Genomic DNA, 23,786 nt, shown 5'->3' with positions numbered 1-23,786 from the left:
GACGGACCCGATGAACCCCGTGTTCGCGCGACGCCGCGCCGAGCGCTTCAGCTCGCTGCTCGAGGGCTCCTCGACGCGCGCCGCCGGGGAGGCCCAGGACCTCGAGACCGCCCGCATGCTGGAGCTGGTCGCCGCGCTGCGCAGCGCCCCGGCCCCCGAGGCGCGGCCCGCGTTCGTCTCCGACCTGCGCAGCCGGCTGCTGCTGGCCGCGGAGACCGAGCTGGTCGCAGCCGAGCCGACGCCCGTCCCCGCCGCCACCGCGCGCACCACCACCTCGACCCGCACGCGCCGACGCGAGCGCCGCGTCGCTGCCCTGGTCGGCGGCTTCGCCCTGGTCAGCGCCTCGACCTCGATGTCGGTCGCGGCCCAGTCGGCCCTGCCCGGTGACACCCTCTACCCCCTCAAGCGGGCCCTGGAGCAGGTGCACGTCACGGCGGTGCGCGACCCCGAGGGCAAGGGCGCCACCCTGCTCGACAACGCCGCCGGGCGCCTCGACGAGGTCGACGAGCTCAGCCGCTCCGGTGAGCAGGACCCGGCCGTCATCGCCGAGACGCTGGCCGACTTCACGGCCCAGGCCGAGGAGGCCAGCGACCTGCTGATCAGCGACTTCGCCGTGACCGGCCGCGAGTCCTCGCTCCAGGAGCTGCGCTCCTTCACCGCACAGAGCCTGGAGTCGCTGCAGGCGCTCGAGGGTCTCGTCCCCGTCGACGTGCGCGGTTCACTGGTCGAGGCGACCCAGGTCATCGACCGCATCACCCAGCGCGCCTACGACGCCTGCCCGAGCTGCAGCACCCTCCCGCTCCTCGACGAGCTCGTCGAGACCGCGGCCCTCGGGCCGCTGCTCGACGAGGTCGAGGCCGACGCCCCGCGCGCCGCCACCCCGACCCAGCGCCCCGGCGGCTCCGCGCCGGCCAAGGGCCGCAGCGGCGCCACCGCCGGCAGCGACCCCGCCCCGGCGCCCACCGCCCCGTCGAAGACGCCCGAGACCCCGCAGACCCCGACCCTCCCGACGCCTCCGCGCGCCCCCGAGGCTCCGCGGCCGTCGACCAAGGACCCGCTCGGCGACATCGTCACCGGGGTCAAGAACCCGCTCGGCGGCCTGCTCGACGACACGCTCGGCACCGTCGACAAGCTGCTCGGCGGCTCCGGCCAGCCCTAGCCTGGGCAGCACGGTGCGAGCCGGCTCCGGCCGGGGCTCGCGGTGACCTGGCGACCGTCGGCGGCGCTCGGACGGTCGGTGTCCCACCCCCGGCGGACGGGTCAGCGGAAGACGGACTCCCGCTGCACCAGCAGCGAGTAGAGCGTCTGCTGGATGGTCTCGCGCACCTGGTCGGTGACGTCGAAGACGAGCATCGGGTCGTCGGCCGCGCCGTCGTCGTACTCGTCGGTGCGGATGGGCTCGCCGAACTCCAGCAGCCACTTGGACGGCAGCGGCACCAGGCCGAGCGGGCCGAGCAGCGGGAACAGCGGCGTGATCGGGATGTAGGGGACGCCGAGCAGCCGGGCGAGCGCGGGGATGTTGCCGACGAGGGGGTAGATCTCCTCGGCGCCGACGACCGCGAGCGGCACGATCGGCACACCGGTGCGCAGGGCGGCGGAGACGAAGCCGCCGCGGCCGAAGCGCTGCAGCTTGTAGCGCTGTGAGTAGGGCTTGCCGATGCCCTTGAACCCCTCGGGCCATACCCCGACGAGCTCGCCGTCGCGCAGCATCCGCTCGGCGTCCTCGCTGCAGGCGAGGGTGGCGCCGCTCTTGCGGGCGAGGGAGGAGACCACCGGCATCCGGAACACGAGGTCGGCCCCGAGCGGGCGCAGGTGGCGTCCGGTGGCGTCGTGGATCGAGACCATCGTCATCAGGCCGTCGACCGGGATCGTGCCGGAGTGGTTGGACACGACCAGCGCGCCGCCGTCGGTCGGGATGTTGTCGACGCCGCGCAGCTCGATGCGGAACCACTGCTGGGCGATGGGCCGCAGCGCCGCCATGAAGAAGGACTGGGTGATCTCGGCGTCGAAGCCGTACTCGTCGACGACGTAGTCGCCGGTGACCCGCCGGCGCAGGAAGGCCAGGAACTGGGCCAGCCGAGGCTCCCAGTGCTCGCCGAAGACCTCGACCGCGGCCTGCTGGAACGCCGAGAGCCAGGCCGAGACCGGGATGCCGGCCAGCGGGTGGCGCTCGCGGGCGGCGACGGAGGACGTGCCCGCGGCGACGACCGCGGTCTCCTCGACCTCCACCTCGACGTCCACCTCGACGGGGGCCTCGGGCGCGCCTGGCTCGCCAGGTGCGGCCGGCGGGATGGCCTCGTCGGCCGGCGGGTCGACCGGCGGGTCGGTCGGCGGGTCGGTGGGCTCGGCTGACCGGCCGCCGGCCGCGAGGCCGCGGGCCGCCGACGAGGGGGCCTTGCCGGTGCCGCGCCCGGGCTTGCCCCGGGTGCCGATCGGGATGATCTCGGCGTCACCCACGGCGACCACCCCCCTGGCCGCGGTGCGCGCGTGCGGACCGGGCGGGGGTGCGCGCCGCGGCGAGGCTGAGCACCGTGCTGTCGTCGCCACCCACGGCGCCGGGCGCGCCGGGCAGGGCCGAGGGGGCGGCGTACGCCGGCGTGCTGGGCAGCCGCTCGGCGACGCCGGCCAGGGCGCGCTCGGCGCGCCCGCCGGTCGGGGGCAGGCCGGAGGCGAAGTCGGCGAAGGCCTCGGCGGTCGTGTAGCGCGGACGGAAGCCGAGGACCTCGTGCATCGCGGTGGTGTCGACGCCGCGGCCGTAGGTGAGGAACGACTGCTGCTCGGGCGAGAAGTCGGCCACCCGCGCCGAGCGCAGGGCCGAGCCGAGCGAGCCGACGGCGAAGCCGGGCAGCGGGACGGCCGGGCGCTGGAGGCGGCGCACGGCCTGGCTCAGCATCAGGACGCCGTCGCCGGCGACGTTGAAGGTGCCGGCGACGTCGGTGGAGACGGCGTGCTGGAGGACGGCCTGCAGGTCGTCCTCGTGCAGGAACTGCATCCGGGCGTCGTAGCCGAGCACGGTCGGGACCACCGGGAGCCGGAAGTAGGAGGTGATCGGGCTGACCACGTGGGGCCCAATGACGTTGGCGCAGCGCAGCATCGTCACCCGGACGTCGGTGCGCCGACGGGCGAAGCCGCGCACGTAGCCCTCGATCTCGGCGACGTCCTTGGCGTAGCCGGCGCGCGGGGCGCGGCGCGGCTCCATGCCCTCGGTGAACATCGCCGGGTCGCGGTTGCTGGCGCCGTACACGGTGGTCGTCGACTTCACGACCAGGTCGCGCACGCTGGGCGCCTTCTGGCAGGCGGCGAGGAGCTGCATCGTCCCGATGACGTTGAGCTCCTTCATCGTGCTCCGACCCCCGGCGGTGCCGGGGGTCGCGATGACGCTCATGTGGACGACGGTGTCGACGTCCTCCTTGGCGATGATCTTCGCGATGACCGGGTTGCGGATGTCGGCGCGCACGAACGACACGCCGCCGACGTCACCGCGGGGCGGCACGACGTCGACGCCGATGACGCGGCGCACCGAGGGGTCCTCGGCGATCGCGCGGGCGCAGCGGCGACCGAGGTCACGGGAGACCCCGGTGACCAGCACGACCTTGCCGCCGCCCCCGGACATGGCGAAGGAGCGGCGCTACTTGCCGAGCTTGCGACGCTGCACGCGCGTCTTCTTCAGCAGCTTGCGGTGCTTCTTCTTGGCCATGCGCTTGCGGCGCTTCTTGATGACGGAACCCACGGAACCCAACTCTCGAACGTGCAACGACCACCCGGGGACCCGGGCAGACGGCAAGCCTAACCGGCACCCGCAGCGGGTACGGAATCGCGTCCGTCACAGGACCGCCGCGCGGAGCGCCGCACGTCGTACGGCGACGCGTGGGGGTCCCGGACGCCGGCGACCGACCCGGGGCGCGCGAGGACGCCCGCGGGACGGTCGACGGGGACCGGCCGCCCGTCGTCCGGGCGACCGGTCGACGCGTCAGCCGGCCGAGTAGAAGCTCTTGCGCAGGTACTCGTCCACGTCCTCCTCCGAGACGCGGAACGACCGCCCCACGCGCACGGCGGGGAGGTCACCACCGTGCACCAGGCGGTACACGGTCATCTTCGAGACGCGCATGATCGCGGCGACCTCGGCGATGGTGAGGAACTTGGGGTCGGACAAGCCTCCGGACGAGCTCGACATGGGGCACCAGCTTTCTCTGCGTCCGCCACCGGCTTCCCCACCGGTGATGACACGGGCGCGACGAAGCAGACAATAGGGCTTGGTGTGACTGGTGGGGAAGGATTTGCCGGATGGAACTTGTGAGTCCCGGCGAGCCTACCAAGCCTGGGGATCGAGCCCGTGGTACGGGAAGACCGCTGCACGGGTCGCGTGGACGGCCCGGTCGAGGTCGTCGGCGGGGTCGTAGCCCTGGTCCCAGGGGGTGAAACCGGGCTCGTCACCGGGCTCCCGGTCACCCATCCGCTCCGGCCCGGGCTCGCCGATCAGCTCCTCGACCCGCGCCCGCCAGGCCTCCGGCAGCGGGGTCGCGACGTCGAGGGGCCGGCCCGCCACGGTCGCGAGCAGGTGGGTCCAGGCACGGGGGACGACCGTGGTCACGGCGTACCCACCGCCGCCGAGGGCGACCCACCGTCCGTCGCACACCTCGTGGGCCAGGTCGTGCAGCGCGACCGCGGCCGCGCGCTGGGCGTCGACGCTGAGCGCGAGGTCGGCCAGCGGGTCGTCGCGGTGGGAGTCGCAGCCGTGCTGGGTCACGAGCACCTGCGGCCGGACCTCGCGCAGCAGCTCGGGCACGACGGCGTGGAAGGCGCGCAGCCACCCGGCGTCGCCGGTGCGGGGCGGGAGCGGCACGTTGACCGCGAAGCCCTCGGCGCCGGGGCCACCGACGTCGTCGGAGGACCCGGTGCCGGGGAAGAGGAACTGCCCCGACTCGTGCAGCGAGATCGTCAGCACCCGGGGGTCGTCGCGGAACGCCGCCTCGACGCCGTCGCCGTGGTGGGCGTCGACGTCGACGTAGGCGACCCGCTCGGCGCCCATCGCCAGCAGCTGGGCGATGCCGACGGCGGCGTCGTTGTAGACGCAGAAGCCGCTGGCCCGGTCGGCCATCGCGTGGTGCAGCCCGCCGGCGACGTTGGCGCTGTGCCGCCGCTCGCCGGACCACACCTGGCGGCACGCCTCGACCGTGGCGCCGGCCACGAGCGCGGCCGCCTCGTGCATGCCGGCGAAGACCGGGTCGTCGGGCGTGCCGAGGCCGTGGCGCTCGTCCGGGCGCCCGGCGGCGACCGCGGCGAGCAGGTCGGCGGTGTGCACGGCCCGCAGCTCGTCGTACGACGCCGGGCGGGCCGTCACGACCTCGAGCCGCTCGCCGACGACCCCGAGGGCGCGGGCCAGGCGCATCGTGAGGTCGACCCGCACCGGCGACATCGGGTGGGTGGGCCCGAAGTCGTAGGAGGTGAGGCGCTCGTCGAAGACGACGGACGCCGGACCGGGGCACGAGGGCACCTTGCGACACTAGCCACATGACCGCCCCTCCCACGTCGCGAGCCCCGCGCGACCTCGACCTGCGCCGCGGCGGTGGGCCGTGGGCGGCGGTGTCCGGGCTGCCGCTGTGGGTGCGGGCCGGCGCGGTCTACCTCGTGCTGCGGGTGGTGACCGCGGTCCTGATGAGCCGCGCGGCCGACGGCGCGGGCTTCTACCCCGGCGTGCAGGGGCCGGCCGAGGGCGACATCGACCTGGCCCTGAACTGGGACGCCGTCTGGTACCAGCGGATCGCCGAGGACGGCTACCCCGACTCCCTGCCGGTCAGCCCCGACACCGGCCGGGTCGAGCAGAACCCGTGGGCGTTCTACCCCGTCTACCCGTACGCCGTCCGGCTGGTCATGGCGCTGACCGGCGCCGGCTTCGGCACCGTCGCGCCGCTGCTGGCCGTGCTGGCCGGCCTCGGCGCGGCGATGGTGATGGCGCGCCTGCTCGTCGACACCCTCCCCCGCCGGCCGGGCGCGGAGGCGATGGCGCTGGCCGCGGTGGCGGTGTGGGCGGCGTGGCCCGTCGCGCCGGTGCTGCAGATGGCCTACACCGAGTCGTCCTCGATGCTGCTGCTGGTCACGTTCTTGTGGTTCCTGGTGCGCGAGCGCACCTGGGGCTGGTGGGCCACCGGCGCCACCGCACTCGCGCTGGGGCTGACCCGGCCCATCGCGCTCCCGCTCGTGGTGGTCGTGGTCGTGGCCCTGGGGATGCGGTGGCGGCAGCGCGAGGAGCGTCCGATCGGCACCGCCGAGCGGGTCGGCATGGTCGCCGCCCTCGGCCTGACCGGCCTGTCGGGCCTGCTGTGGACCGCGGTGGCCGCCGTCGGCACGGGCCGCCGCGACGCCTACCCCGCCACCATGACCGCCTGGCGCGGCGAGGACCAGATCCGGTTCCTGGAGCCGTGGGAGCGCACCGTGCGCGCGGCACTCGACACCCACGACCGGATCTACGTGCTGCCCGCGCTCGGCATCGCCGTCCCGCTCCTGCTCGCGCTGGCCCTGCTGGTGCCCCGGCTGGGCGCGGGGCTCGACCTGCGCCTGCGGGTCTGGTCGGCGGCGTACGCGCTCTACCTCCTGGCCGTCGTCGACGGCCACACCAGCATCTTCCGCTACCTGCTGCCGCTCTTCCCGCTGGCCGTCGTGCTCGTCGGGGTGCACCGGCCCGAGCCGCGCTGGTGGCGGGCGCGCACGGCGCTGTGGGTCGTGCTCGGGGTCCTCGGCCAGGTCGGCTGGGTCGGCTGGCTGGTCGTCTTCTCCCCGCTGCCGGGGATGTACGGCGACTACCCGCCCTGAGCGGCTGCGTGGTCTCGAGACGGGCCTGGCGGCCCTCCTCGACCACCGTCCGGCCCGGGCCGCGCTGTGGTCGAGGAAGGCGCCCTGGCGCCTGTCCCGGGACCACTGTCCGAGGCCGGGTCTAGGGTCGTGAGGCATGAGCGAGACCGGGATCACCGACCCCAGCCAGACCGCCAGCGAGGACCTCACGACGCTGGCGTCGGCCTTCTGGGACTACTACCTCGAGACCAACCCCACCGAGGCCCACCTGCTCGGCCTCTACCGCTACGCCGCGTTCTACGAGGACCTCTCCCGGGCTGCGGAGGACCGGCAGGTCGAGGCGCTGCGCACCTTCGCCGCCGACGCGGAGTCGATCGACCCCGGCGCGCTCGACGCCCAGCAGCGCACCACCCGGGCCGTGCTCCTGCAGACGGCCACCTCGACCGCCGACCGGCTCGAGGCGCGGCTGGCCGAGCTGACCGGCGCCAACCCGATCTTCGGCTCGCAGGCGATGGTGCCGATCCTCGTGGGCATGTTCGCGCTGCCCGACGCCACCGTGGCCCAGGCGCTGCTCGAGAAGCTGCACGGCGTCGCCCGGGCCTACGGCGAGGAGGCCGACCGGCTGCGGGAGGGCGTGGCGTCGGGCCGCACCCCCGCGGCGTTCGCGGTGACCGACACCGTGGCCCAGCTCGACGCGATCCTCGGGACCGACGTGGCCGACGACCCGGTGCTGGCCGCGCTCCCCGCCGCCCCCGCCGAGGTCGACGCCGAGTCCTTCCGCGCGGCGGTCACCGCCGTGGTCGCCGACGAGCTGCGGCCGGCGATGGCCGCGTTCCGCGACGTGCTCCGCGACGAGGTGCTCCCCCACGCCCGGCCCGACGACCGGTGCGGCCTGGCCGCGCTGCCCGACGGCGAGGCGACGTACGCCGCACTGCTGCGCTACTACACGACCACCGACAAGACCGCGCAGGAGATCCACGACCTCGGCCTGGCCACGGTGGCCAAGCTGGCCGAGGAGTACCGCTCGCTCGGGCCCGACGTCGTCGGCACCGACGACCTGGCGCAGATCTTCGAGGCCATGCGCACCGACCCCGCCCTGCACTTCACCGAGGGCGAGCAGCTGGTGACCGCGTCCGAGGTCGCGATGCAGCGGGCGTGGGACGCGATGCCCGACTGGTTCGAGGTGCTGCCGCAGGCGCCGTGCGAGGTGCGCTCGACCACGAGCGGCGCCAAGGCGTTCTACTTCCCGCCCGCGGGCGACGGCAGCCGGGGCGGCACGTTCTTCATCAACGTCGACGACCCGACGTCGTGGGGCACCTTCGAGCTGGAGGCGATGGCCTTCCACGAGGGCATCCCGGGCCACCACCTGCAGCTGGCCATCGCCGCCGAGCTCGACGCGGTGCCGGAGTTCCGCAAGCACCTCCACAACTCGGCCTACGCCGAGGGCTGGGGCCTCTACACCGAGCGGCTGGCCGACGAGATGGGCCTCTACACCTCCCCCGTCGACCGGATGGGCATGTACGCCGCCGACTCGATGCGCGCGTGCCGGCTCGTCGTCGACACCGGGCTGCACGCGCTCGGCTGGAGCCGGGAGCAGGCCGTGCAGTACATGCTGGACAACTCGCCGCTCGCCGAGGGCGTCGTGCGGCCCGAGGTCGACCGCTACATCACGATGCCCGGCCAGGCCTGCTCCTACATGGTGGGCCGGGTCGAGATCGAGCGGATCCGGCGCGCGGCCGAGGAGCGGCAGGGCGAGGCGTTCGACGTGCGCCGCTTCCACTCCGCGGTCCTCGACTCGGGCTCGCTGCCGCTCGGCGTGCTGGACGAGGTGGTCGCGGCCCGGCTCCCGTGAGAGCATCGCGCTCGTGCTGACGACCGCCGTCCTCGTGACGACCGCGTGGTGGCCCGCCTGACCCGGCGGACCATCCTCTGACGCACCTCACCCAGACACGGCCGCCCTCGGGCGGCCGTGCTGCGTTGTCGGCACGACGGGCCCCGGGGCGACCTCGACCCCGGAGCCACCCATGACCACCCGCACCCTGTCCCTGCTCACCCCGTCCGGCCGCCTCACGCTCGGCAGCCTGCTCGGCGCCCTGCACCCGATGCGGGAGCGCCAGGACGACGCCTTCTACGGCATCGCCGACCTGCACGCGATGACCACCGAGCACGACCCGGTCGCCCTGCGCGCCCACACCACCGAGATGGCCACCCTGCTCCTCGCGGCCGGGCTGGACCGCGCGACCCTGTTCCGGCAGAGCCGGGTGCCGGCCCACGCCCAGCTCGGCTACCTGCTCGAGTGCGTCGTCACGACCGGCGAGCTGGGCCGGATGACGCAGTACCGCGAGAAGCGCCGGGCCGGCAGCGCCGACTCGGTGCGCACGTCGCTGTTCACCTACCCGGCCCTGATGGCGGCCGACATCCTGCTCTACCGGCCCGCGGTGGTGCCGGTCGGCGACGACCAGCGCCAGCACGTCGAGCTCACCCGCGACCTCGCGCTGCGCTTCCACCGCCGGTACGGGGAGGTGTTCGTGGTGCCCGAGGTCGTCACGGCCGCGGGAGGCCGGGCCCGGGTCATGGACCTGGCGCACCCCACCCGCAAGATGTCGAAGTCGGCCGACCCGGCGGGCTCGGTGCTGCTCCTCGACCCGCCCGACGTGGTGCGCCGCAAGGTGGCCCGGGCGGTCACCGACAGCGACACCGGCCCCGACGCCGTGCGCCGCGACCGGGAGGCCAAGCCCGGCGTGACCAACCTGCTCGAGGTGCTCGAGGCGTGCGGCGGCTCGGCGGCCGGCCTGACGACGTACGGCGCGCTCAAGCGGGCGGTCACCGACGCCGTGGTGGCCGAGCTTGAGCCGCTCCAGGCGCGGTACGCCGCGCTAGCGGCCGACCCGGCGCACGTCGCGGACGTCTACCGCCGCGGGGAGGAGCGGGCCCGCACGGTGACCGAGCCCGTGCTGGCCGCGGCCCGCACGGCGATGGGGCTGTGAGGCCGGACGTCGCAGCCGGGCGGACTCCTGCGAACGGGCGACGCGGACAGCGGGTCGGGGCTAGCGTGCCTCACCGTCCCCCCACACGACGGCCGTCCCGGGGGGTCACCGTGCACCGAACCGTCCTGCGCCGGACCGTGAGCGCCGTCGCGGTCCTGCTCCTGCTGCCCGCCACGGCGAGCGCCCACGACGGGACCGGCGGGACCGGTGGGACCGGCGGGCACGACCACCCGCTGGCGGTGGCCGCCCCCGTCACAGGCGCCGCCGAGCTGCCTTCCGGCTTCCGCGACGAGGTGGTGGTCGCCGGCCTCGAGCAGCCGACGGCGGCCGAGCAGGCCGCCGACGGGCGGCTGCTGGTGCTGGAGAAGGACGGGGTGGTGCTCGAGGTCGACGACCTCGGTGCGCCGGGCGGCCCGCGGACGCGGGAGGTGCTCGACCTGCGTCGGGAGACCTACAACTTCTACGACCGGGGTGCGCTGGGCCTGGCCCTGGACCCGGGCTTCACCGACAACGGGTGGTTCTACGTCCTGCACGCCTACAACCACCGGCTCGGCGACGACCCGGCGGCGGTGCCGGCCTGGGGGTCGACCGCCAACCCCAGCGACGACACCTGCCCGCGCTCGCTCGAGGTCGGGTGCGAGATCAGCAGCCGACTGGTGCGCTTCACCCTCGGCGCCGGCACGGACGGCACCGCCGGCAGCCCGCGGGTCCTGGTCGAGGACTGGTGCCAGCAGTTCCACAGCCACTCCGCGGGCGCGGTCGAGGTCGACGACGAGGGCCGCCTGTACGCCTCCGGCGGCGAGGGCGCGAGCTTCGACCAGCCCGACTGGGGCCAGCTCGGCAACGCCTGCGGCGACCCGGTCGACGAGGGCGGCCGGCTGCGGTCCCAGGACGTGCGCACCCCCGGGGACCCCACCGGACTCGCCGGGTCGGTGGCCCGGGTCGACCCCGCGACCGGGGAGGGGGTGCCCGCCAACCCGCTCGCGGGGAGCCGCGACCCGGGCGCCCGGCGCCTGCTCGCCCACGGCTTCCGCAACCCGTTCCGGTTCGCCATCCGGCCCGGCACCTCGGAGGTGTACGTCGGCGACGTCGGCGAGACCCTGGCCGACGAGATCGACCGCGTGCCCGAGGGCGCCGGGCTGCCCGACCTCGGGCTGCCCAACTTCGGGTGGCCCTGCTTCGAGGGGACGCAGCGCACCTCGATGGACCGGCCGCTGTGCACCGGACTGCCCGCCTCCGCGGTCACCCGGCCCCTGCTGACCTACGACCGGGACGGCGACGTGGTGCCCGGCGAGCAGTGCAAGCGCGGGACCACCTCCATCTCCGCGCTGGCCTTCGTCGAGGCCCCGGACTGGCCCGCGCCCTACCGAGGTGCCCTGGCGTTCGGCGACTACGCCCGCGACTGCATCTGGTACCTGCCGGCCGGCGCCGACGGCGTCCCCGACGCCTCCGCCCCCGCCCTGCTCGTCGAGCGGGCGGCCAACCCGGTCGACCTGTTCACCGGGGTCGACGGCGACCTGTTCTACGTCGACATCGGGTTCGACGAGGACGGCACGCCCGACCCCGGCCGCGGCAAGGTGCACCGGATCTCCTACGACCCCTCTCGCCCCGTCGCGCGCATCACCTCCTCGACGCCGTGGGGCGCGCTGCCGCTGCGCGTCGACCTCGACGCCTCGACCTCCAGCGACCCCGACGGCGGTGCCCTGTCCTACGCCTGGGACCTCGACGGCGACGGCTCGCTCGACGCCCGCGGCGCCACGGCCTCGCGCACCTACGCCACCGACGGCGACGTGCCGGTGCGGCTGGTGGTGACCGACCCCGACGGGGAGACCGACACCGCCACGCTGGTCGTCTCGGCCGGCAACCGGCCGCCGGTCGTGACCATCGACGAGCCCGCGGCCGGCACGACCTGGGCGGTCGGCGACCGCATCGCCTTCTCCGGCTCGGCGACCGACCCCGACGACGGGCCGCTCCCGGCCGCCGACCTCCGCTGGAGCGTCTCGATGGCGCACTGCCCCGGCGACTGCCACGCCCACCTGGTCGAGACGGTCGCCGGCGCGGGCGGGGAGGTCACCGCCTTCGACCACGAGCTGCCCAGCCACCTCGTCCTCACCGCGACCGCGACCGACCGTCGCGGCCTGGTGAGCTCGGTCGAGCGGGTGCTGCAGCCACGGGTCGTCACCACCACGGTCGACACCGCCCCGCGCGGGCTCGTGCACACCGTCGACGGCGAGCGCGCGACCACCCCGACGACCCAGCGGCGGATCGCGCGCGAGCGGGTCGTCCTCGGCACGCCCGTGCGGCAGCGGCGGGCCGGGCGGCTGTGGGCGTTCGCGTCCTGGTCGACCGCGACCGGCGCCGCCGGCCCGACGGTGACGGTCCAGGCCCCGGCGACCGGGCGGGCGTCGTACGTCGCGAGGTTCGTGCCGGTGGTGCGGTCCGTGCGGCTGCGGACGTCGGTGCCGGGCCTGCGGCTGCGGGTGGGCTCGCGCTGGGTGCGGGCCGGGCTCGGGCGAGCACGGCGGCACCAGGTCGGCACGGCGCTGCGGGTCGCGGCGCCGCCGGTGCAACGGCTCGACGGCCGCCGCTACCGCTTCGTGCGCTGGTCCGACGGGGGCGCCCGGCGGCACCGCTACGTGGTGCCCGACCGGGCCTCGGCCCCCACGGCGGTCTACCGCCGTGTTTGAACGCGTTCAGAATGAGGGTAGCCTGGCGTTGAACACGTTCAAACACCACGTCAGGAGCCCGCCATGGACTGGACCGTCGCCACCTACCTCACCTACCTGCTCGTCGCCGTCCCGCTGACCGTGTGGGTCGCCTCGACCCTCTCGCGGCACGGGCGGGTGTTCCTCGAGGACGTCTTCACCGCCAACGAGCCGCTCGCCCACGCGGTCAACCGGCTGCTGGTCGTCGGGTTCTACCTGCTCAACCTGGGCTTCGTGAGCCTCTACCTGCGCAGCGGCGACACGGTGGTCGACCTGCGCGGCCTGCTCGAGCAGCTCAGCGTCAAGATCGGCGTCGTCACCCTCGTGCTCGGCGTCGTCCACTTCGCCAACGTGTGGGTCTTCAGCAGCATGCGGCGCCGCCAGCGCATGGACTCCTTCCGCACCGCGCCGGTCGCCCCGCAGGCCTGGACCGGCCCCATGGGCCCCGTCGCCGGGCAGCAGCCCTACCCCGCTCCCGGCCGCTGAGACCATGACCGCCCTCACCGTCCTGTACGACGCCGGGTGCCCGCTGTGCTCGCGCTTCCGTGACTGGCTGGAGCGCCAGGCCTTGCTCGTGCCGCTGCGCCTGGTGCCGGCGGGCTCGCCCGAGGCGCGCGCCCTGCTCCCCGGGCTCGACCACGCGCGCACCCTGCGCGAGGTCACCGTGGTCGGCGACGACGGGGCGGTCTGGACCCAGGAGCACGCGTGGGTCATGTGCCTGTGGGCCACCCGCCGCTTCCGCCGGACGGCCGAGCGGCTCGCCCAGCCCCACCTGCTGCCACTGGCCCGTGGCGCCGCCGCCGGCGCGGCCGGCGTACGCCACCTCCTCGGGTCGGGGGGAGGTGGCTACCCTGACGGCTGTGCCGGAACCTGCGCGCCCCGTGCGCACCAGCAAGGCTGAGCAGACCCGCGCCACCATCGCCGACGCGGCGATGCGGCTCTTCCGCCGCGACGGCTACGACGGCACCACGATGCGGGCCATCGCCCGCGAGGCCGGCGTCTCGGTGGGCAACGCCTACTACTACTTCGCCTCCAAGGAGCACCTGATCCAGGCGTTCTACGACGGCATGCAGGTCGAGCACGCGGAGCGCTCCGTGGCGGTCCTGGCCCGGGAGCAGGCCTTCGACCGCCGGCTGCGCGGGGTGCTCGAGGCGTGGCTGGAGGTCGCGGCCCCCAACCACGAGTTCGCCGGGCAGTTCTTCAAGAACGCCGCCGAGCCCACGAGCCCGCTCTCGCCGTTCAGCCCGGAGTCCACGCCGGCCCGCGAGGCCAGCACCGACATCTTCCGCGCGGTCGTCGCGGGCTCCGACGTCAAGGTGGCCAAGGCCCTGCGCGAGGAGCTGCCCGAGCTGCTGTGGCTCATGCACATGGGCATCGTGCTGTTCTGGGTGCACGACCGCAGTCCCGGCCAGGCCCGCACGCACGCCCTCGTGGCCCGCGCGGTGCCGATGGTCGACAAGCTGGTCCGCCTCTCCCGGCTCCCCGGCGTCCGCGGCGTCGTCGACGACCTCCTCGAGCTGCTGCGCTCGCTGCGCACCGCCGGCCCGCCGGTCTAGGGCCCGGCACGGTGGAGCGCGCGCGGAGCTTCGGGTCGGTGGCCGAGGCCTACCACCGCCACCGCCCGGGCTACCCCGCCGCGGTCGCCGAGCTGGTGCTGGCCCACGCCGAGGGACCGGTCCGCCGGGCCCTGGAGGTCGGCGCCGGCACGGGCAAGGCCACCGCGGTCTTCGCGGGCCGCGGCCTGGACGTGGTGGCGGTCGAGCCCGACCCGGCCATGCGAGCCCTGCTCGCGGGCGAGGCGGCCGCCCACGGCTGGCCGGTCGAGGTGCGCGCGGCCACCTTCGAGGACCTCGACCCGGCCCAGCCCGGCCTCGGCCCCTTCGACCTCGTGTACGCCGCCGCCGCGTTCCACTGGACCGACCCCGCGTCCCGCTGGGACCGTGCGGTCGCCCTGCTGCGGCCGGGCGGCGTGCTGGCGGTGCTCGGCTGCGCCCGCGACCTGGCCGACCCCGACCTGCGGGCCCGGGTCGACGACCTGACCGACGGGCGGCTCGCGGGCGGGCACCGCGGTCCGGCCCTGGGGTCGTGGACGATCGCCGACGTCGCGGCCCACCCTGCACTCTGCGACGCGGTCGAGACCGTGCTCGAGCGCCGGGCGATGATGGCAGCCGAGGACTACGTCGCCCACCTGGCCACCGTCTCGGCCTACCTCGTCCTGGCGCCGGACGACCGCGCCGACCTGCTCGCCGCCGTCCGCGCCCTGCTGCCCGACCCGGTCGAGGTCAGCGAGGACGTGCCGCTCCACCTCGCCCGGCGTCGGGGCTGAGGGCGCGGGCCACGGTCGCACGGAGCGCGGCCCGGCGCCGCTCGTGGTCGGCCCGGGGGTCGGCGGGCGAGGCGGCCCAGGTGCCGCTGAGCGGCGACCACGACCCGGCCAGCCCGATGACCAGCGCGTAGACGTCGGCCGGCTCGATCCCCTCGACCACGAGCCCGTCGCGCTGGGCCTGCGCGATCGCCTCGTGCTTGCCGTCGGAGTGCCCGGGCAGGGCGGTCGTCAGGTCACCCGCCGGCGCCCGCTCGAGCCGGGTGACCCCGACGAGGCGGATCATCTCCGGGTCGGTGAGGTAGGAGTCGTAGAGGGCCACGGCGTACCCGGGCAGGTCGTCGGGCGTGAACGGCACCGCGTCGAGGATGCGGCCCAGCTGCTGGGCGAGCACGGCGTCGTACAGCCCGTCCTTGGAGCCGAACCAGGCGTACATCTGCTGCTTGTTGACCTCGGCCGTCGCGGCGATGCGGTCGACCCGGGCGCCGGCGATGCCGCGCTCGGCGAACTCGGCCGTCGCCGCGGCCAGGAGCCGCCGCCTGCTCGCGTCCCCGTCCCGAACCATGGGGTGAGCGTACAGCCAACCAACTAGTTGGTATGGTTCAGGGCATGACCACCACCCGGATCACCAGCCCGTACGACGACACCACCACCGCGCTCGAGGTCGTGGCCGGCCTCGACCTGACCGGCCGCCGCGCGGTCGTGACCGGAGGCGCCTCCGGCATCGGCGTCGAGACCGCCCGGGCGCTGGCCCACGCCGGCGCCGAGGTGACCATCGGCGTCCGCGACACCGAGGCGGGCCGCCAGGCGGCCGCCGACATCGGCGAGACCAGCGGGCGCGGCGCCGACGCGGTCCGGGTCGCCCCGCTCGACCTGGCCGACCTGACCAGCGTCGACGCCTTCGTGGCCGCCTGGGAGGGGCCGCTCCACGTGCTCGTCCTCAACGCCGGCGTCATGGACACCCCGCACCGGACCACCGCCCAGGGCTTCGAGCTGCAGCTGGGCACCAACCACCTGGGCCACTTCGCCCTGGCCACCGGCCTGCACGGCGCCCTGGCCGCCGCGGGCGGGGCCCGCGTCGTCGCGGTCTCCTCCAGCGGCCATGCCGCCTCGCCCATCGTGTTCGACGACCTGTTCTTCGAGCGCCGCTCCTACGACCCCGGGCTGGCCTACGGCCAGTCCAAGACGGCCAACGCGCTGTTCGCGGTCGAGGCGACCCGCCGCTGGGCCGAGGACGGCATCACCGCCAACGCGCTCATGCCCGGAGGCATCTGGACGCCGCTGCAGCGGCACTGGAGCGAGGAGAAGCGCCGGGCGGCCGAGGAGGAGGCCCGGCAGGGGGCTGCCGCCGGGCTGTTCCGGATGAAGACCCCCGAGCAGGGCGCGGCGACCTCGGCCTTCCTGGCCACCTCGCCGCTGGTCGAGGGCATCGGCGGGCGCTACTTCGAGGACTGCCACGAGGCCGAGGTGGTCGAGGAGCTGCAGGGCATCCACGGCGTGGTGCCGCACGCCCTCGACCCCGACGACGCCCGCCGGCTGTGGGAGGTCTCCACCGAGCTCGTCGAGCAGGCCCGTCAGCGCGCCTGACTCAGGGCCGGGTCTCGGCCAGGTCGCGGAGGTTCAGCAGCTGCCTGCGCATCATCACCAGGTCGCCCCAGGCCAGGGCGAGGGCCAGCGGCCGGGGCCAGGCCACGGTCATCCGGCACAGCAGGCGGCTCCGGCCCGGGCCGGCCGGCTCGGCGGCGTACGTCGCCGCGGTCGCGCCGACCCGGCCGCCGCCGGCGACGCCGGTCCAGGACCGGCCCTCCTCCCACGCGGCCAGCCGGAACACCCCGGCCATCCGCTGCCCCTCGCGCAGGTCGGTCGCGCCGGGGGTGAGGTCGCGGGGGCTGCGACGGCCGAGGTTGTCGACCCAGTCGTAGGAGTACGGCGCCTGGGACAGCTGGCACAGCCACGGCCAGACGACCTCGGGCGGCGCGGCCACGTCGACTGCGCGGGTCATGGGGTGCCCGCCCGGCGCGAGGTCGTCGGCCGGGAAGCGGCGGGCGGCCTCGGCGGGCGTGGCGCCCCAGGTCCAGGGGCGGCCGGCGTCGGGCGCGGCGGGGGCCACGCTCAGCCCTTGTCCTCGCGCAGCCGGCGGCTGCCGGCGTGCCAGTCCTCCTGGACGCCGACGGCGCCGTCCCCGACACCGAAGGACCGCAGCTGGGGCTGCTCGCGCAGGCTCCGCTTGAGCTCGGCGAACCCGGGGAACGTCGCCAGCCCGACCACGTGCTCCCACAGCCGCACGGCGTCCTCCTCGGCCGGGACCCGGCTGATCACCGGCCCGAAGAAGGCCGCGCCCTCGGGCGGCGCGACGTGCAGGATCGGGGTGCCGACGTCCTTGCCGGTCAGCGCGAGCGCCTCGTCGGTCTCGGCCTGCAGCTGGGCGTCGCGGTCGGTGTCGTCGAGGTGGTCGACCAGGCCCGCTGGCAGGCCGGCCGCGGCCAGCGCGTCGGTGAGCAGCGCCGCCGGATCACCCGGGTCGCCCGGCCCGCTGCCGGCCGGAGGACTGTCGAAGGTGCGGCGGCCCAGGGCGTCGTACAGGGCGTCGACGCCGTCGTTGCCGTGGTCGTCGCGCACCTGGGCGCACACGCGCAGCAGGCGCAGGCCCGCGGTGTGGCCGGCCTCGTACTCCGGTGGGAAGTGCGCGTCGTAGTCGACGTGGGCGTTGAGCAGGCGCAGCGAGATGAAGCGCCACTCGACCGCGAAGCCACCAGGTCCGCGCTGGGCCCGCACCGAGCGCACCCAGCGGCTGGTCAGCCACGCGAACGGGCAGACCGGGTCGAACCAGAACCGGACGTCGGGGGCGCCCACTCAGCTGCCCTCCGCGAGCTCGCGCGACCGGTTGCGCGCGGCCTCCATGGCGGCCAGGAACGCCGCCCGCACCCGGTGCACCTCGAGCTCGCGCAGCGCCGAGGCGGTGGTGCCGCCGGGCGAGGTGACCTGCTCGCGCAGCACGGTCGGGTGGGTGCCGGTCTCGCGCAGCATCTTGGCCGAGCCGACGAGGGTCTGGATGACGAGGTCGCTGGCCGTCGCGCGGGGCAGCCCGAGGTGCACGCCGGCCTCGATCATCGACTCGACCACGAAGAAGATGTACGCCGGCCCGGACCCGGAGATCGCGGTGACGGCGTCCTGCTGGCGCTCGGGGATGCGCACGACCCGCCCCACCGAGGCCAGCAGCGACTCCGCCTCGGCCAGGTGGGCCTCGGAGCAGTGCGACCCGGGTGAGATGGCGGCCATGCCCTCGTCGACCAGGGCCGGGGTGTTGGGCATGACGCGCACGACGGCGACACCCTCGGGCACCAGCGACTCGATGAACGCGGTGGTGGTGCCGGCGGCCAGCGAGACCACGAGCTGGCCCGGCCGCAGCGACGGCGCGATCTCGGTCAGCACCTCGGCCATGTCCTGCGGCTTGACGACCAGCGCCAGCGTGTCGGCCCGGGCGGCCGCCTCGACGTTGGAGACCACCGCGACGCCGTACCGCTCCTCGAGCTCGTGGGCGCGCTCGGCGCGCTTCTCGCCCACGAGCAGGTGGTCGACGCGGCGGCCGGCGCGGACGAGGCCCGAGAGCAGGGTCTCCCCCATCACCCCGGCGCCGATGATGGCGGTGCTGGTCTGGCTCACCCCGGCAACCTACTGGGGCCGCTACTTCTTGGAGACGAGCGACCGGAGGAAGAAGGCGAGGTTCTGCGGGCGCTCGGCGAGGCGGCGCACGAGGTAGCCGTACCACTCCTGGCCGTAGGGCACGTAGACCCGCACGGTCTCGCCGGCGGCGGCCAGGCGGCGCTGCTCCTCGGGGCGGATGCCGTAGAGCATCTGGTACTCGTAGGTGCCCGGAGAGCGGCCGTAGCGGCTGGCCAGGGACGCCGCGATGGCCACCATGCGCGGGTCGTGGGTGGCGATCATCGGGTAGCCCGCGCCGCCGAGCAGCACCTTGAGGCAGCGCACGTAGGACTTGTCGACGTCGATCTTGTCCTGGAAGGCCACCTCCTCCGGCTCGTGGTAGGCGCCCTTGCACAGCCGCACGCGCGACCCCTCGTGGGCCAGCGCGCGGCAGTCGGCCTCGGTGCGGTGCAGGTAGGCCTGGAGCACCGCGCCGGTCTCGGGGAAGTCCTTGCGCAGGTCGCGCAGCACCGCCAGCGTGCGGTCGGTGGTGGTGTGGTCCTCCATGTCGAGGGTGACCGTGGTGCCGGCGTTGCGGGCGGCGCGGCAGATGGTGCGCGCGTTCTCCAGCGCCACCTTGTCGCCCACCTCGGGCAGGGCCTGGCCGATGGCCGACAGCTTGACCGACACCTCGGCCTGCCGGGACAACCCGCGCTCGGACAGCGCGCGCAGCAGCTCGACGTACGCCGCCACGGTCGCCTCGGCCTGCTCGACGTCGAGGGTGTCCTCGCCCAGGTAGTCGAGGGTGACCTGGAGCCCGGCCTCGACCAGGCCGTCGGTGGCCTCGACCGCGGCCTCGGTCGTCTCGCCGGGCACGTAGCCGGTGACGATGCCCGAGGTGACCGGGAGGGTGCTGACGACCTTCTTGACGCCGCCGCTGCGGCTGAGCAGCAGGATCGGCCGGCGGAGCAGGGACATGCCGTCCAGGCTACGTGCCACGACGGCGAGGTAGGCCCACGGTCGTACTCCCCCGGGAGCAGGTGGGCCCTGGGGCACAGGCGCGGTCACTCCCCCAGCACGACGCGGCGCACCCCCGCCGGCCAGGAGGGTCGTCCCCATGACCACCACGCACCCTCCCGCCCGCCCGTCCACCCCACCCGGGGCCGCCGGGACCCCCGGACCGCTCGGGCGCCTGCTCCGGGCCCTGCACGCCCACCCCCGCCGCGCTGCCGTCGCGGTCTTCCTCTTCGTCGTCGCCGCGGGCGCCCTCGGCGGCCCCGTCGCCGGGGCGCTGACCAGCGACGGCGGGTTCGCCCCCGCCGACTCCGACTCGGTCCGGGCCGTGGAGCGGCTCGAGGCCGCCACCGGTGTCGAGCCCTCCCCGGGCGTCGTCCTCCTCGTCGCCACGCCGCCCGACGGCAGCGGCGCCGCCGACGTCGAGCGGGCGACCGCCACGCTCGCGGGCCTCGACGGCATCGCCTCGGCCCGCCCGGGCGGCACGGCGTCCGACGGCTCCTCGGCGCTGGTCGTCGGGGTGGTCGAGGCCGCAGCCGACGACGAGGCGGTCGCCGAGGAGGCGGTCGCCGCCTTCGCGGACGACGACGGCGTCCAGGTCGGCGGCGGCGCCGTCGCCGGCCTGCAGATCGGGGGCCAGGTCGAGGAGGACCTGGCCCGCGCCGAGACCCTCGCCTTCCCGGTCCTGGTGGTGCTCTCGCTCCTGGTCTTCGGCCTGCGCGGCGCCGTGCTGCCGCTCGTCGTGGGCGTGACCACCGTCCTCGGCACCTTCCTCGTCATGGCCGGGATCAACCAGGTCTACGGGCTGAGCGTCTTCGCCCTCAACCTGGTCATCGGTCTCGGGCTCGGCCTGGCCATCGACTACACGCTCTTCCTGCTCACCCGCTACCGCGAGGAGCTCGACCGGCAGGGCGCGACCTTCGGCGCCGTCGCCACCACGATGCGCACCGCCGGCCGGACCGTCGCCTTCTCCGCCGTCACCGTCGCGGTCGCCCTCGCCACCCTCGTGCTCTTCCCGCAGGGCTTCCTGAAGTCGATGGGCATCGCCGGCGCCACCGTCGCGGTCGTGGCCGCCGTCGCCGCCCTCGTGGTCACCCCCGTGGTGCTCTCGCTGTGGGGCGGCAAGCTGGCCCGCCGCAGCCGGCGCGGCGGAGCCCGGTCGGAGGTCCGCTGGTACCGCTTCTCCCACGCCGTCATGCGCCGCCCCGGCCTCGTCGCGGTGGGCACCGCCGCGGTGATGCTCCTGCTCGCCGCCCCGGCGCTCCGGGCCGAGTGGACCCCGGTCGACGCCACCGCGGTCCCGGAGTCGCAGAGCGCCCGGGTCGTCTCGGACGAGCTCGCGGCGTCGTACGACACGGGCGGGACGCCGGTGACCGTCGCCATCGAGTCCGGCGACGCCGACGCGGTGGCCGAGCTCGCCCGGGCGGCGTCGGGGCTGCCCGGCGTGACCGCCCCCGCCGAGGCCGGCGCCCTCGACGGCGACACCTGGCAGGTCGACCTGCCGGTCGACGGCGACCCGGCCAGCGCCGAGGCGCAGGACCTGGTCGCCGCGACCCGCGACCTCGCGGCCGAGAGCAGCGTCGACGTGCTGGTCACCGGTCCCGCCGCGGAGTTCGTCGACCAGCAGGCGGCCATCGCAGAGGTGCTCCCGATCGCCGGCGCCCTGCTGGTGCTGCTGACGATGCTGGTGCTCTGGCTGATGACCGGGTCCGTCGTGCTGCCGGTCAAGGCGGTCGTGATGAACACCCTGACCGTCGGCGTCTCGCTCGGCGCGATCACCTGGGTCTACCAGGACGGCCGGCTCACCGAGCTGCTCGGCTACACCTCCAACGGCGGCGTCGAGCCGACGAACTTCCTGGTGACCGGGGCCCTCGTGTTCGCCCTGTCGACCGACTACGGCGTCTTCCTCCTCGGCCGGGTCAAGGAGGCCCGCGAGGCCGGGCTGCCCGAGCGCGAGGCCGTCGCCGTCGGCCTCGGCCGGACCGGGAGCGTCGTCACCGCCGCGGCCATCCTGCTCGCGGTCGCCATCGGAGCCTTCAGCACCAGCGAGATCTCGTTCATCCAGCAGATCGGCGTCGCGACCGCCGTCGGCGTCCTGGTGGACGCCTTCATCGTCCGCTCGCTGCTCGTCCCGTCGCTGATGGGCCTGATGGGCAAGTGGAACTGGTGGGCGCCGATGTGGCTGCGCCGGGTCCACGACCGGATCGGGTTCTCCGAGGGCGAGCCCGCCCAGGTCTCGCCCGCGCGGGACCTCGTCCCGGCCTGACGCCGGGCCCGCGCCCCGGGGCGACGTACTCCCCCAGGACGACGCCGAGCCGGGCCGCGCACCGCTACCGTCGGTGCGTGGCCCGGCTCTCGTCGTCCGCGCACCTGCGGAGGTGGCGCGGCCCCGTCCTCGACGGGGTCGCGTTCGCGCTGTGCGTCGCCTCGATGCTGGTCGAGCTCGACCGCTCGCCCAAGGAGGCGCCGTACGCCTGGTCGCCTCTCGCGATCGTCGTCCTCGCCCTGCCGGTGCTCACCGCGCGGCACCGTCCTGTGGGCTCGTTCGTGGCCGCGATGGTGCTGGTCACCGCGCTCGTGCGGCCGGCGTGCGTCTACCAGACCATCGCGATCCCCGCGATGATCTGCGCCTACGCGCTCGCCCAGGCCCACGGCCGTCGGGCGGCGCTCGCGGCGGCGGCCGCAGGCATGCCGCTGGTCGTCGTGATCCTGCAGGTCTACAGCCCGCACGGCCTGCTCACCTGGGACACGGTGCGCAACCTCGCCTTCGTCGTGGTGCCCCTCGCGCTCGGCGTGGCCTCGCACGAGCGCCGGGCCGCGACCGCCGCCCTGGTCGAGCGCGCGGAGTCGGCCGAGCGGACCCGCGAGGAGGAGGCCCTGCGCCGGGTCGGCGAGGAGCGGCTGCGCATCGCCCGCGACGTGCACGACGTCGTCGCGCACGCGATGGTGGCCATCAACGTGCAGGCCGGCGTCGGCGCCCACCTGCTCGACCGCGACCCCGCCCAGGCCCACGCGACGCTGCGCGAGATCAAGCGCACCAGCGGCGAGGCGCTCGGCGACCTGCGGGCCATGCTCGGCCTGCTGCGCCCCGACGACGACCCCGCCGCCCCGGTCACCCCGACCCAGGGCCTGGCCGACGTCGCCGGGCTGCGTGACGGCCTGGCCCCCGCCGGTGTCGACGTCGACGTCACCCTCGACCCCGCTGCCGACGGCGTCCCGGCCGCCGTGGGCTCGACCGGCTTCCGGATCGTCCAGGAGGCGCTGACCAACGTGCTGCGGCACGCCGGGCCCACCACCGCCCGGGTGCGGGTCACCCGCGACGACGACGGCGGTCGCGCCCGGGTGCGCATCGTGGTCGAGGACGACGGCGGCCGCGGCCCGGCGACGCTGCAGCGCTCCGGGTCCGGCAACGGGCTGCGGGGCATGCGCGAGCGGGCCGCCGCCGTCGGCGGCACGGTCGAGGCCGGCCCCCGGCCCGAGGGTGGATGGCGGGTCACCGCGGTGCTGCCGCTCGGCGTCGTCGGTGCGCCGGTCGGGGAGCCGGTCGGGGAGCCGGTCGGGGAGCCGGTCGGGGAGCCGGTCGGACCCACGGCGGAGGTGCCGGCCACGGCGGCGGCGGGGGCGCCGGTCTCGTGACGATCCGGGTCCTGCTGGTCGACGACCAGACCCTGGTGCGCGCCGGGTTCCGCGCGCTGCTGGACTCCGAGCCCGACGTCGAGGTCGTCGGCGAGGCGGTCGACGGCGACGAGGCGGTGCGGCTCGCGACCGAGCTCGTGCCCGACGTGGTGCTGATGGACGTGCGGATGCCCCGCGTCGACGGGCTGGAGGCCACCGCCCGCATCAGCGCCGACCCGCGGCTGGCCGGCACGCGGGTGGTGGTGCTGACGACGTTCGAGCTCGACGAGTACGTCTTCGGCGCCCTGCGGGCCGGGGCCGCCGGCTTCCTGCTCAAGGACGTCGAGCCCGAGGCCCTCATCGAAGCCGTCCGGCTCGTGCACGACGGCCAGGCCCTGCTCGCCCCCCGGGTGACCAAGCGGCTCATCGAGGCGTACGTCGCGAGCGCGCCCCTCGACGTACCCGCGGCGGCGGGGGCCGCGGCACCGGCGGCCCCCGGACCCGACCCGCGGCTGGACGACCTGACCCCGCGCGAGCGGGAGGTGCTCGCCCTGGTCGGCCGCGGCCTGTCCAACCAGGAGATCGCGGCCGAGCTGGTCCTCTCCCCGCTGACGGCCAAGACCCACGTGTCGCGCCTGTTCCTCAAGCTCGGCGCCCGCGACCGCGCCCAGCTGGTCGTCACGGCGTACGAGACGGGCCTGGTCGGCTAGG

23 protein-coding genes are annotated in these 23,786 nt (G+C 75.4%); 13 read left to right on the top strand and 10 right to left on the bottom strand.

The window, feature by feature from the left end; all coding sequences use genetic code 11:
• Positions 1–10: 10 nt before the first annotated feature.
• The gene (locus FJQ57_RS17445; RefSeq protein ID WP_139982762.1) at positions 11–1,159 is read left to right on the top strand and encodes a DUF5667 domain-containing protein; all 1,149 of its coding nucleotides are present in this window, start codon (positions 11–13) and stop codon (positions 1,157–1,159) included.
• Positions 1,160–1,260: 101 nt separating this feature from the next.
• On the opposite strand, the gene FJQ57_RS17440 is transcribed toward FJQ57_RS17445, so the two are convergent.
• The 5 genes from FJQ57_RS17440 to FJQ57_RS17420 form a co-directional block, all read right to left on the bottom strand.
• Positions 1,261–2,457 carry a lysophospholipid acyltransferase family protein gene (locus FJQ57_RS17440; RefSeq protein WP_139982760.1) on the bottom strand — a complete coding sequence of 399 codons (1,197 nt, stop codon included), beginning with the start codon at positions 2,455–2,457 and terminating at the stop codon, positions 1,261–1,263.
• Positions 2,450–3,613, bottom strand: coding sequence for an NAD-dependent epimerase/dehydratase family protein (locus tag FJQ57_RS17435; RefSeq protein ID WP_139982758.1), 1,164 nt, complete (start codon positions 3,611–3,613; stop codon positions 2,450–2,452). Before FJQ57_RS17435 ends, FJQ57_RS17440 begins: the two co-directional genes overlap by 8 nt.
• A 15-nt stretch (positions 3,614–3,628) precedes the next feature.
• On the bottom strand, positions 3,629–3,730 hold the full coding sequence (locus FJQ57_RS17430) for a 30S ribosomal protein bS22 (RefSeq protein ID WP_008356322.1): 102 nt from the start codon (positions 3,728–3,730) through the stop codon (positions 3,629–3,631).
• Between the two features lie 240 nt (positions 3,731–3,970).
• Complete coding sequence (locus FJQ57_RS17425; RefSeq protein WP_139982756.1) at positions 3,971–4,174, bottom strand: helix-turn-helix domain-containing protein; 204 nt, start codon at positions 4,172–4,174, stop codon at positions 3,971–3,973.
• A gap of 135 nt (positions 4,175–4,309) precedes the next feature.
• Positions 4,310–5,494, bottom strand: coding sequence for an acetoin utilization protein AcuC (locus tag FJQ57_RS17420; RefSeq protein ID WP_246081883.1), 1,185 nt, complete (start codon positions 5,492–5,494; stop codon positions 4,310–4,312).
• Positions 5,495–5,511: 17 nt separating this feature from the next.
• Here FJQ57_RS17420 and FJQ57_RS17415 point away from each other — a divergent pair, with 17 nt between their 5' ends.
• The 8 genes from FJQ57_RS17415 (at position 5,512) to FJQ57_RS17380 (ending at position 14,807) form a co-directional block, all read left to right on the top strand.
• A complete protein-coding gene (locus FJQ57_RS17415; RefSeq protein ID WP_139982754.1) occupies positions 5,512–6,810 on the top strand; it encodes a hypothetical protein in 1,299 nt (432 codons plus the stop codon).
• Positions 6,811–6,946: 136 nt separating this feature from the next.
• On the top strand, positions 6,947–8,641 hold the full coding sequence (locus FJQ57_RS17410; protein WP_139982752.1) for a DUF885 domain-containing protein: 1,695 nt from the start codon (positions 6,947–6,949) through the stop codon (positions 8,639–8,641).
• 172 nt (positions 8,642–8,813) lie between these two features.
• A complete protein-coding gene (gene trpS, locus FJQ57_RS17405) occupies positions 8,814–9,776 on the top strand; it encodes a tryptophan--tRNA ligase (protein WP_139982750.1) in 963 nt (320 codons plus the stop codon).
• A 137-nt stretch (positions 9,777–9,913) separates the two neighbouring features.
• Complete coding sequence (locus tag FJQ57_RS17400; protein WP_170219488.1) at positions 9,914–12,463, top strand: PQQ-dependent sugar dehydrogenase; 2,550 nt, start codon at positions 9,914–9,916, stop codon at positions 12,461–12,463.
• Positions 12,464–12,526: 63 nt separating this feature from the next.
• Positions 12,527–12,967, top strand: coding sequence for a hypothetical protein (locus FJQ57_RS17395; RefSeq protein ID WP_139982746.1), 441 nt, complete (start codon positions 12,527–12,529; stop codon positions 12,965–12,967).
• A gap of 4 nt (positions 12,968–12,971) precedes the next feature.
• Positions 12,972–13,382, top strand: coding sequence for a thiol-disulfide oxidoreductase DCC family protein (locus FJQ57_RS17390; RefSeq protein ID WP_139982744.1), 411 nt, complete (start codon positions 12,972–12,974; stop codon positions 13,380–13,382).
• Positions 13,342–14,037: a TetR/AcrR family transcriptional regulator gene (locus FJQ57_RS17385; protein ID WP_246081882.1), complete on the top strand. Its 696-nt coding sequence runs from the start codon at positions 13,342–13,344 to the stop codon at positions 14,035–14,037. The genes FJQ57_RS17390 and FJQ57_RS17385 overlap by 41 nt, the downstream gene beginning before the upstream one ends.
• Before the next feature lie 11 nt (positions 14,038–14,048).
• Positions 14,049–14,807: a class I SAM-dependent methyltransferase gene (locus tag FJQ57_RS17380; RefSeq protein WP_139982742.1), complete on the top strand. Its 759-nt coding sequence runs from the start codon at positions 14,049–14,051 to the stop codon at positions 14,805–14,807.
• Here FJQ57_RS17380 and FJQ57_RS17375 read toward each other — a convergent pair.
• Positions 14,764–15,369 (bottom strand): TetR/AcrR family transcriptional regulator, encoded by a 606-nt coding sequence (locus FJQ57_RS17375; protein ID WP_139982740.1) that lies wholly within the window; start codon positions 15,367–15,369, stop codon positions 14,764–14,766. The two genes, FJQ57_RS17380 and FJQ57_RS17375, sit on opposite strands and share 44 nt — an antisense overlap.
• A 44-nt stretch (positions 15,370–15,413) precedes the next feature.
• On the opposite strand from FJQ57_RS17375, the gene FJQ57_RS17370 reads away from it, so the two are divergent.
• A complete protein-coding gene (locus FJQ57_RS17370; protein ID WP_139982738.1) occupies positions 15,414–16,391 on the top strand; it encodes an SDR family NAD(P)-dependent oxidoreductase in 978 nt (325 codons plus the stop codon).
• A gap of 1 nt (position 16,392) precedes the next feature.
• Here FJQ57_RS17370 and FJQ57_RS17365 read toward each other — a convergent pair whose 3' ends face one another.
• The 4 genes from FJQ57_RS17365 to FJQ57_RS17350 are packed head-to-tail and all read right to left on the bottom strand — an operon-like array spanning position 16,393 to position 19,424.
• Complete coding sequence (locus tag FJQ57_RS17365) at positions 16,393–16,914, bottom strand: SRPBCC family protein (RefSeq protein WP_211349063.1); 522 nt, start codon at positions 16,912–16,914, stop codon at positions 16,393–16,395.
• A 2-nt stretch (positions 16,915–16,916) separates the two neighbouring features.
• Positions 16,917–17,657 carry a mycothiol-dependent nitroreductase Rv2466c family protein gene (locus FJQ57_RS17360; RefSeq protein WP_139982736.1) on the bottom strand — a complete coding sequence of 247 codons (741 nt, stop codon included), beginning with the start codon at positions 17,655–17,657 and terminating at the stop codon, positions 16,917–16,919.
• Complete coding sequence (gene proC, locus FJQ57_RS17355; RefSeq protein WP_281284282.1) at positions 17,658–18,467, bottom strand: pyrroline-5-carboxylate reductase; 810 nt, start codon at positions 18,465–18,467, stop codon at positions 17,658–17,660.
• A 21-nt stretch (positions 18,468–18,488) separates the two neighbouring features.
• The gene (locus tag FJQ57_RS17350; RefSeq protein WP_246081881.1) at positions 18,489–19,424 is read right to left on the bottom strand and encodes a proline dehydrogenase family protein; all 936 of its coding nucleotides are present in this window, start codon (positions 19,422–19,424) and stop codon (positions 18,489–18,491) included.
• 139 nt (positions 19,425–19,563) lie between these two features.
• On the opposite strand from FJQ57_RS17350, the gene FJQ57_RS17345 reads away from it, so the two are divergent.
• From FJQ57_RS17345 to FJQ57_RS17335, 3 genes are all read left to right on the top strand, one after another.
• Positions 19,564–21,726: an MMPL family transporter gene (locus FJQ57_RS17345; RefSeq protein ID WP_139982734.1), complete on the top strand. Its 2,163-nt coding sequence runs from the start codon at positions 19,564–19,566 to the stop codon at positions 21,724–21,726.
• Between the two features lie 77 nt (positions 21,727–21,803).
• A complete protein-coding gene (locus FJQ57_RS17340) occupies positions 21,804–23,096 on the top strand; it encodes a sensor histidine kinase (RefSeq protein ID WP_246081880.1) in 1,293 nt (430 codons plus the stop codon).
• On the top strand, positions 23,093–23,785 hold the full coding sequence (locus FJQ57_RS17335; protein WP_211349081.1) for a response regulator: 693 nt from the start codon (positions 23,093–23,095) through the stop codon (positions 23,783–23,785). Before FJQ57_RS17340 ends, FJQ57_RS17335 begins: the two co-directional genes overlap by 4 nt.
• Position 23,786 lies beyond the last annotated feature (1 nt).

Origin of the sequence: Nocardioides litoris, assembly GCF_006346315.1 — a bacterium.
Classification (GTDB): domain Bacteria; phylum Actinomycetota; class Actinomycetes; order Propionibacteriales; family Nocardioidaceae; genus Nocardioides; species Nocardioides litoris.
The sequence above is the reverse complement of the archived record's forward strand: the minus strand, read 5'-3'. Positions and strand labels throughout refer to the sequence as shown.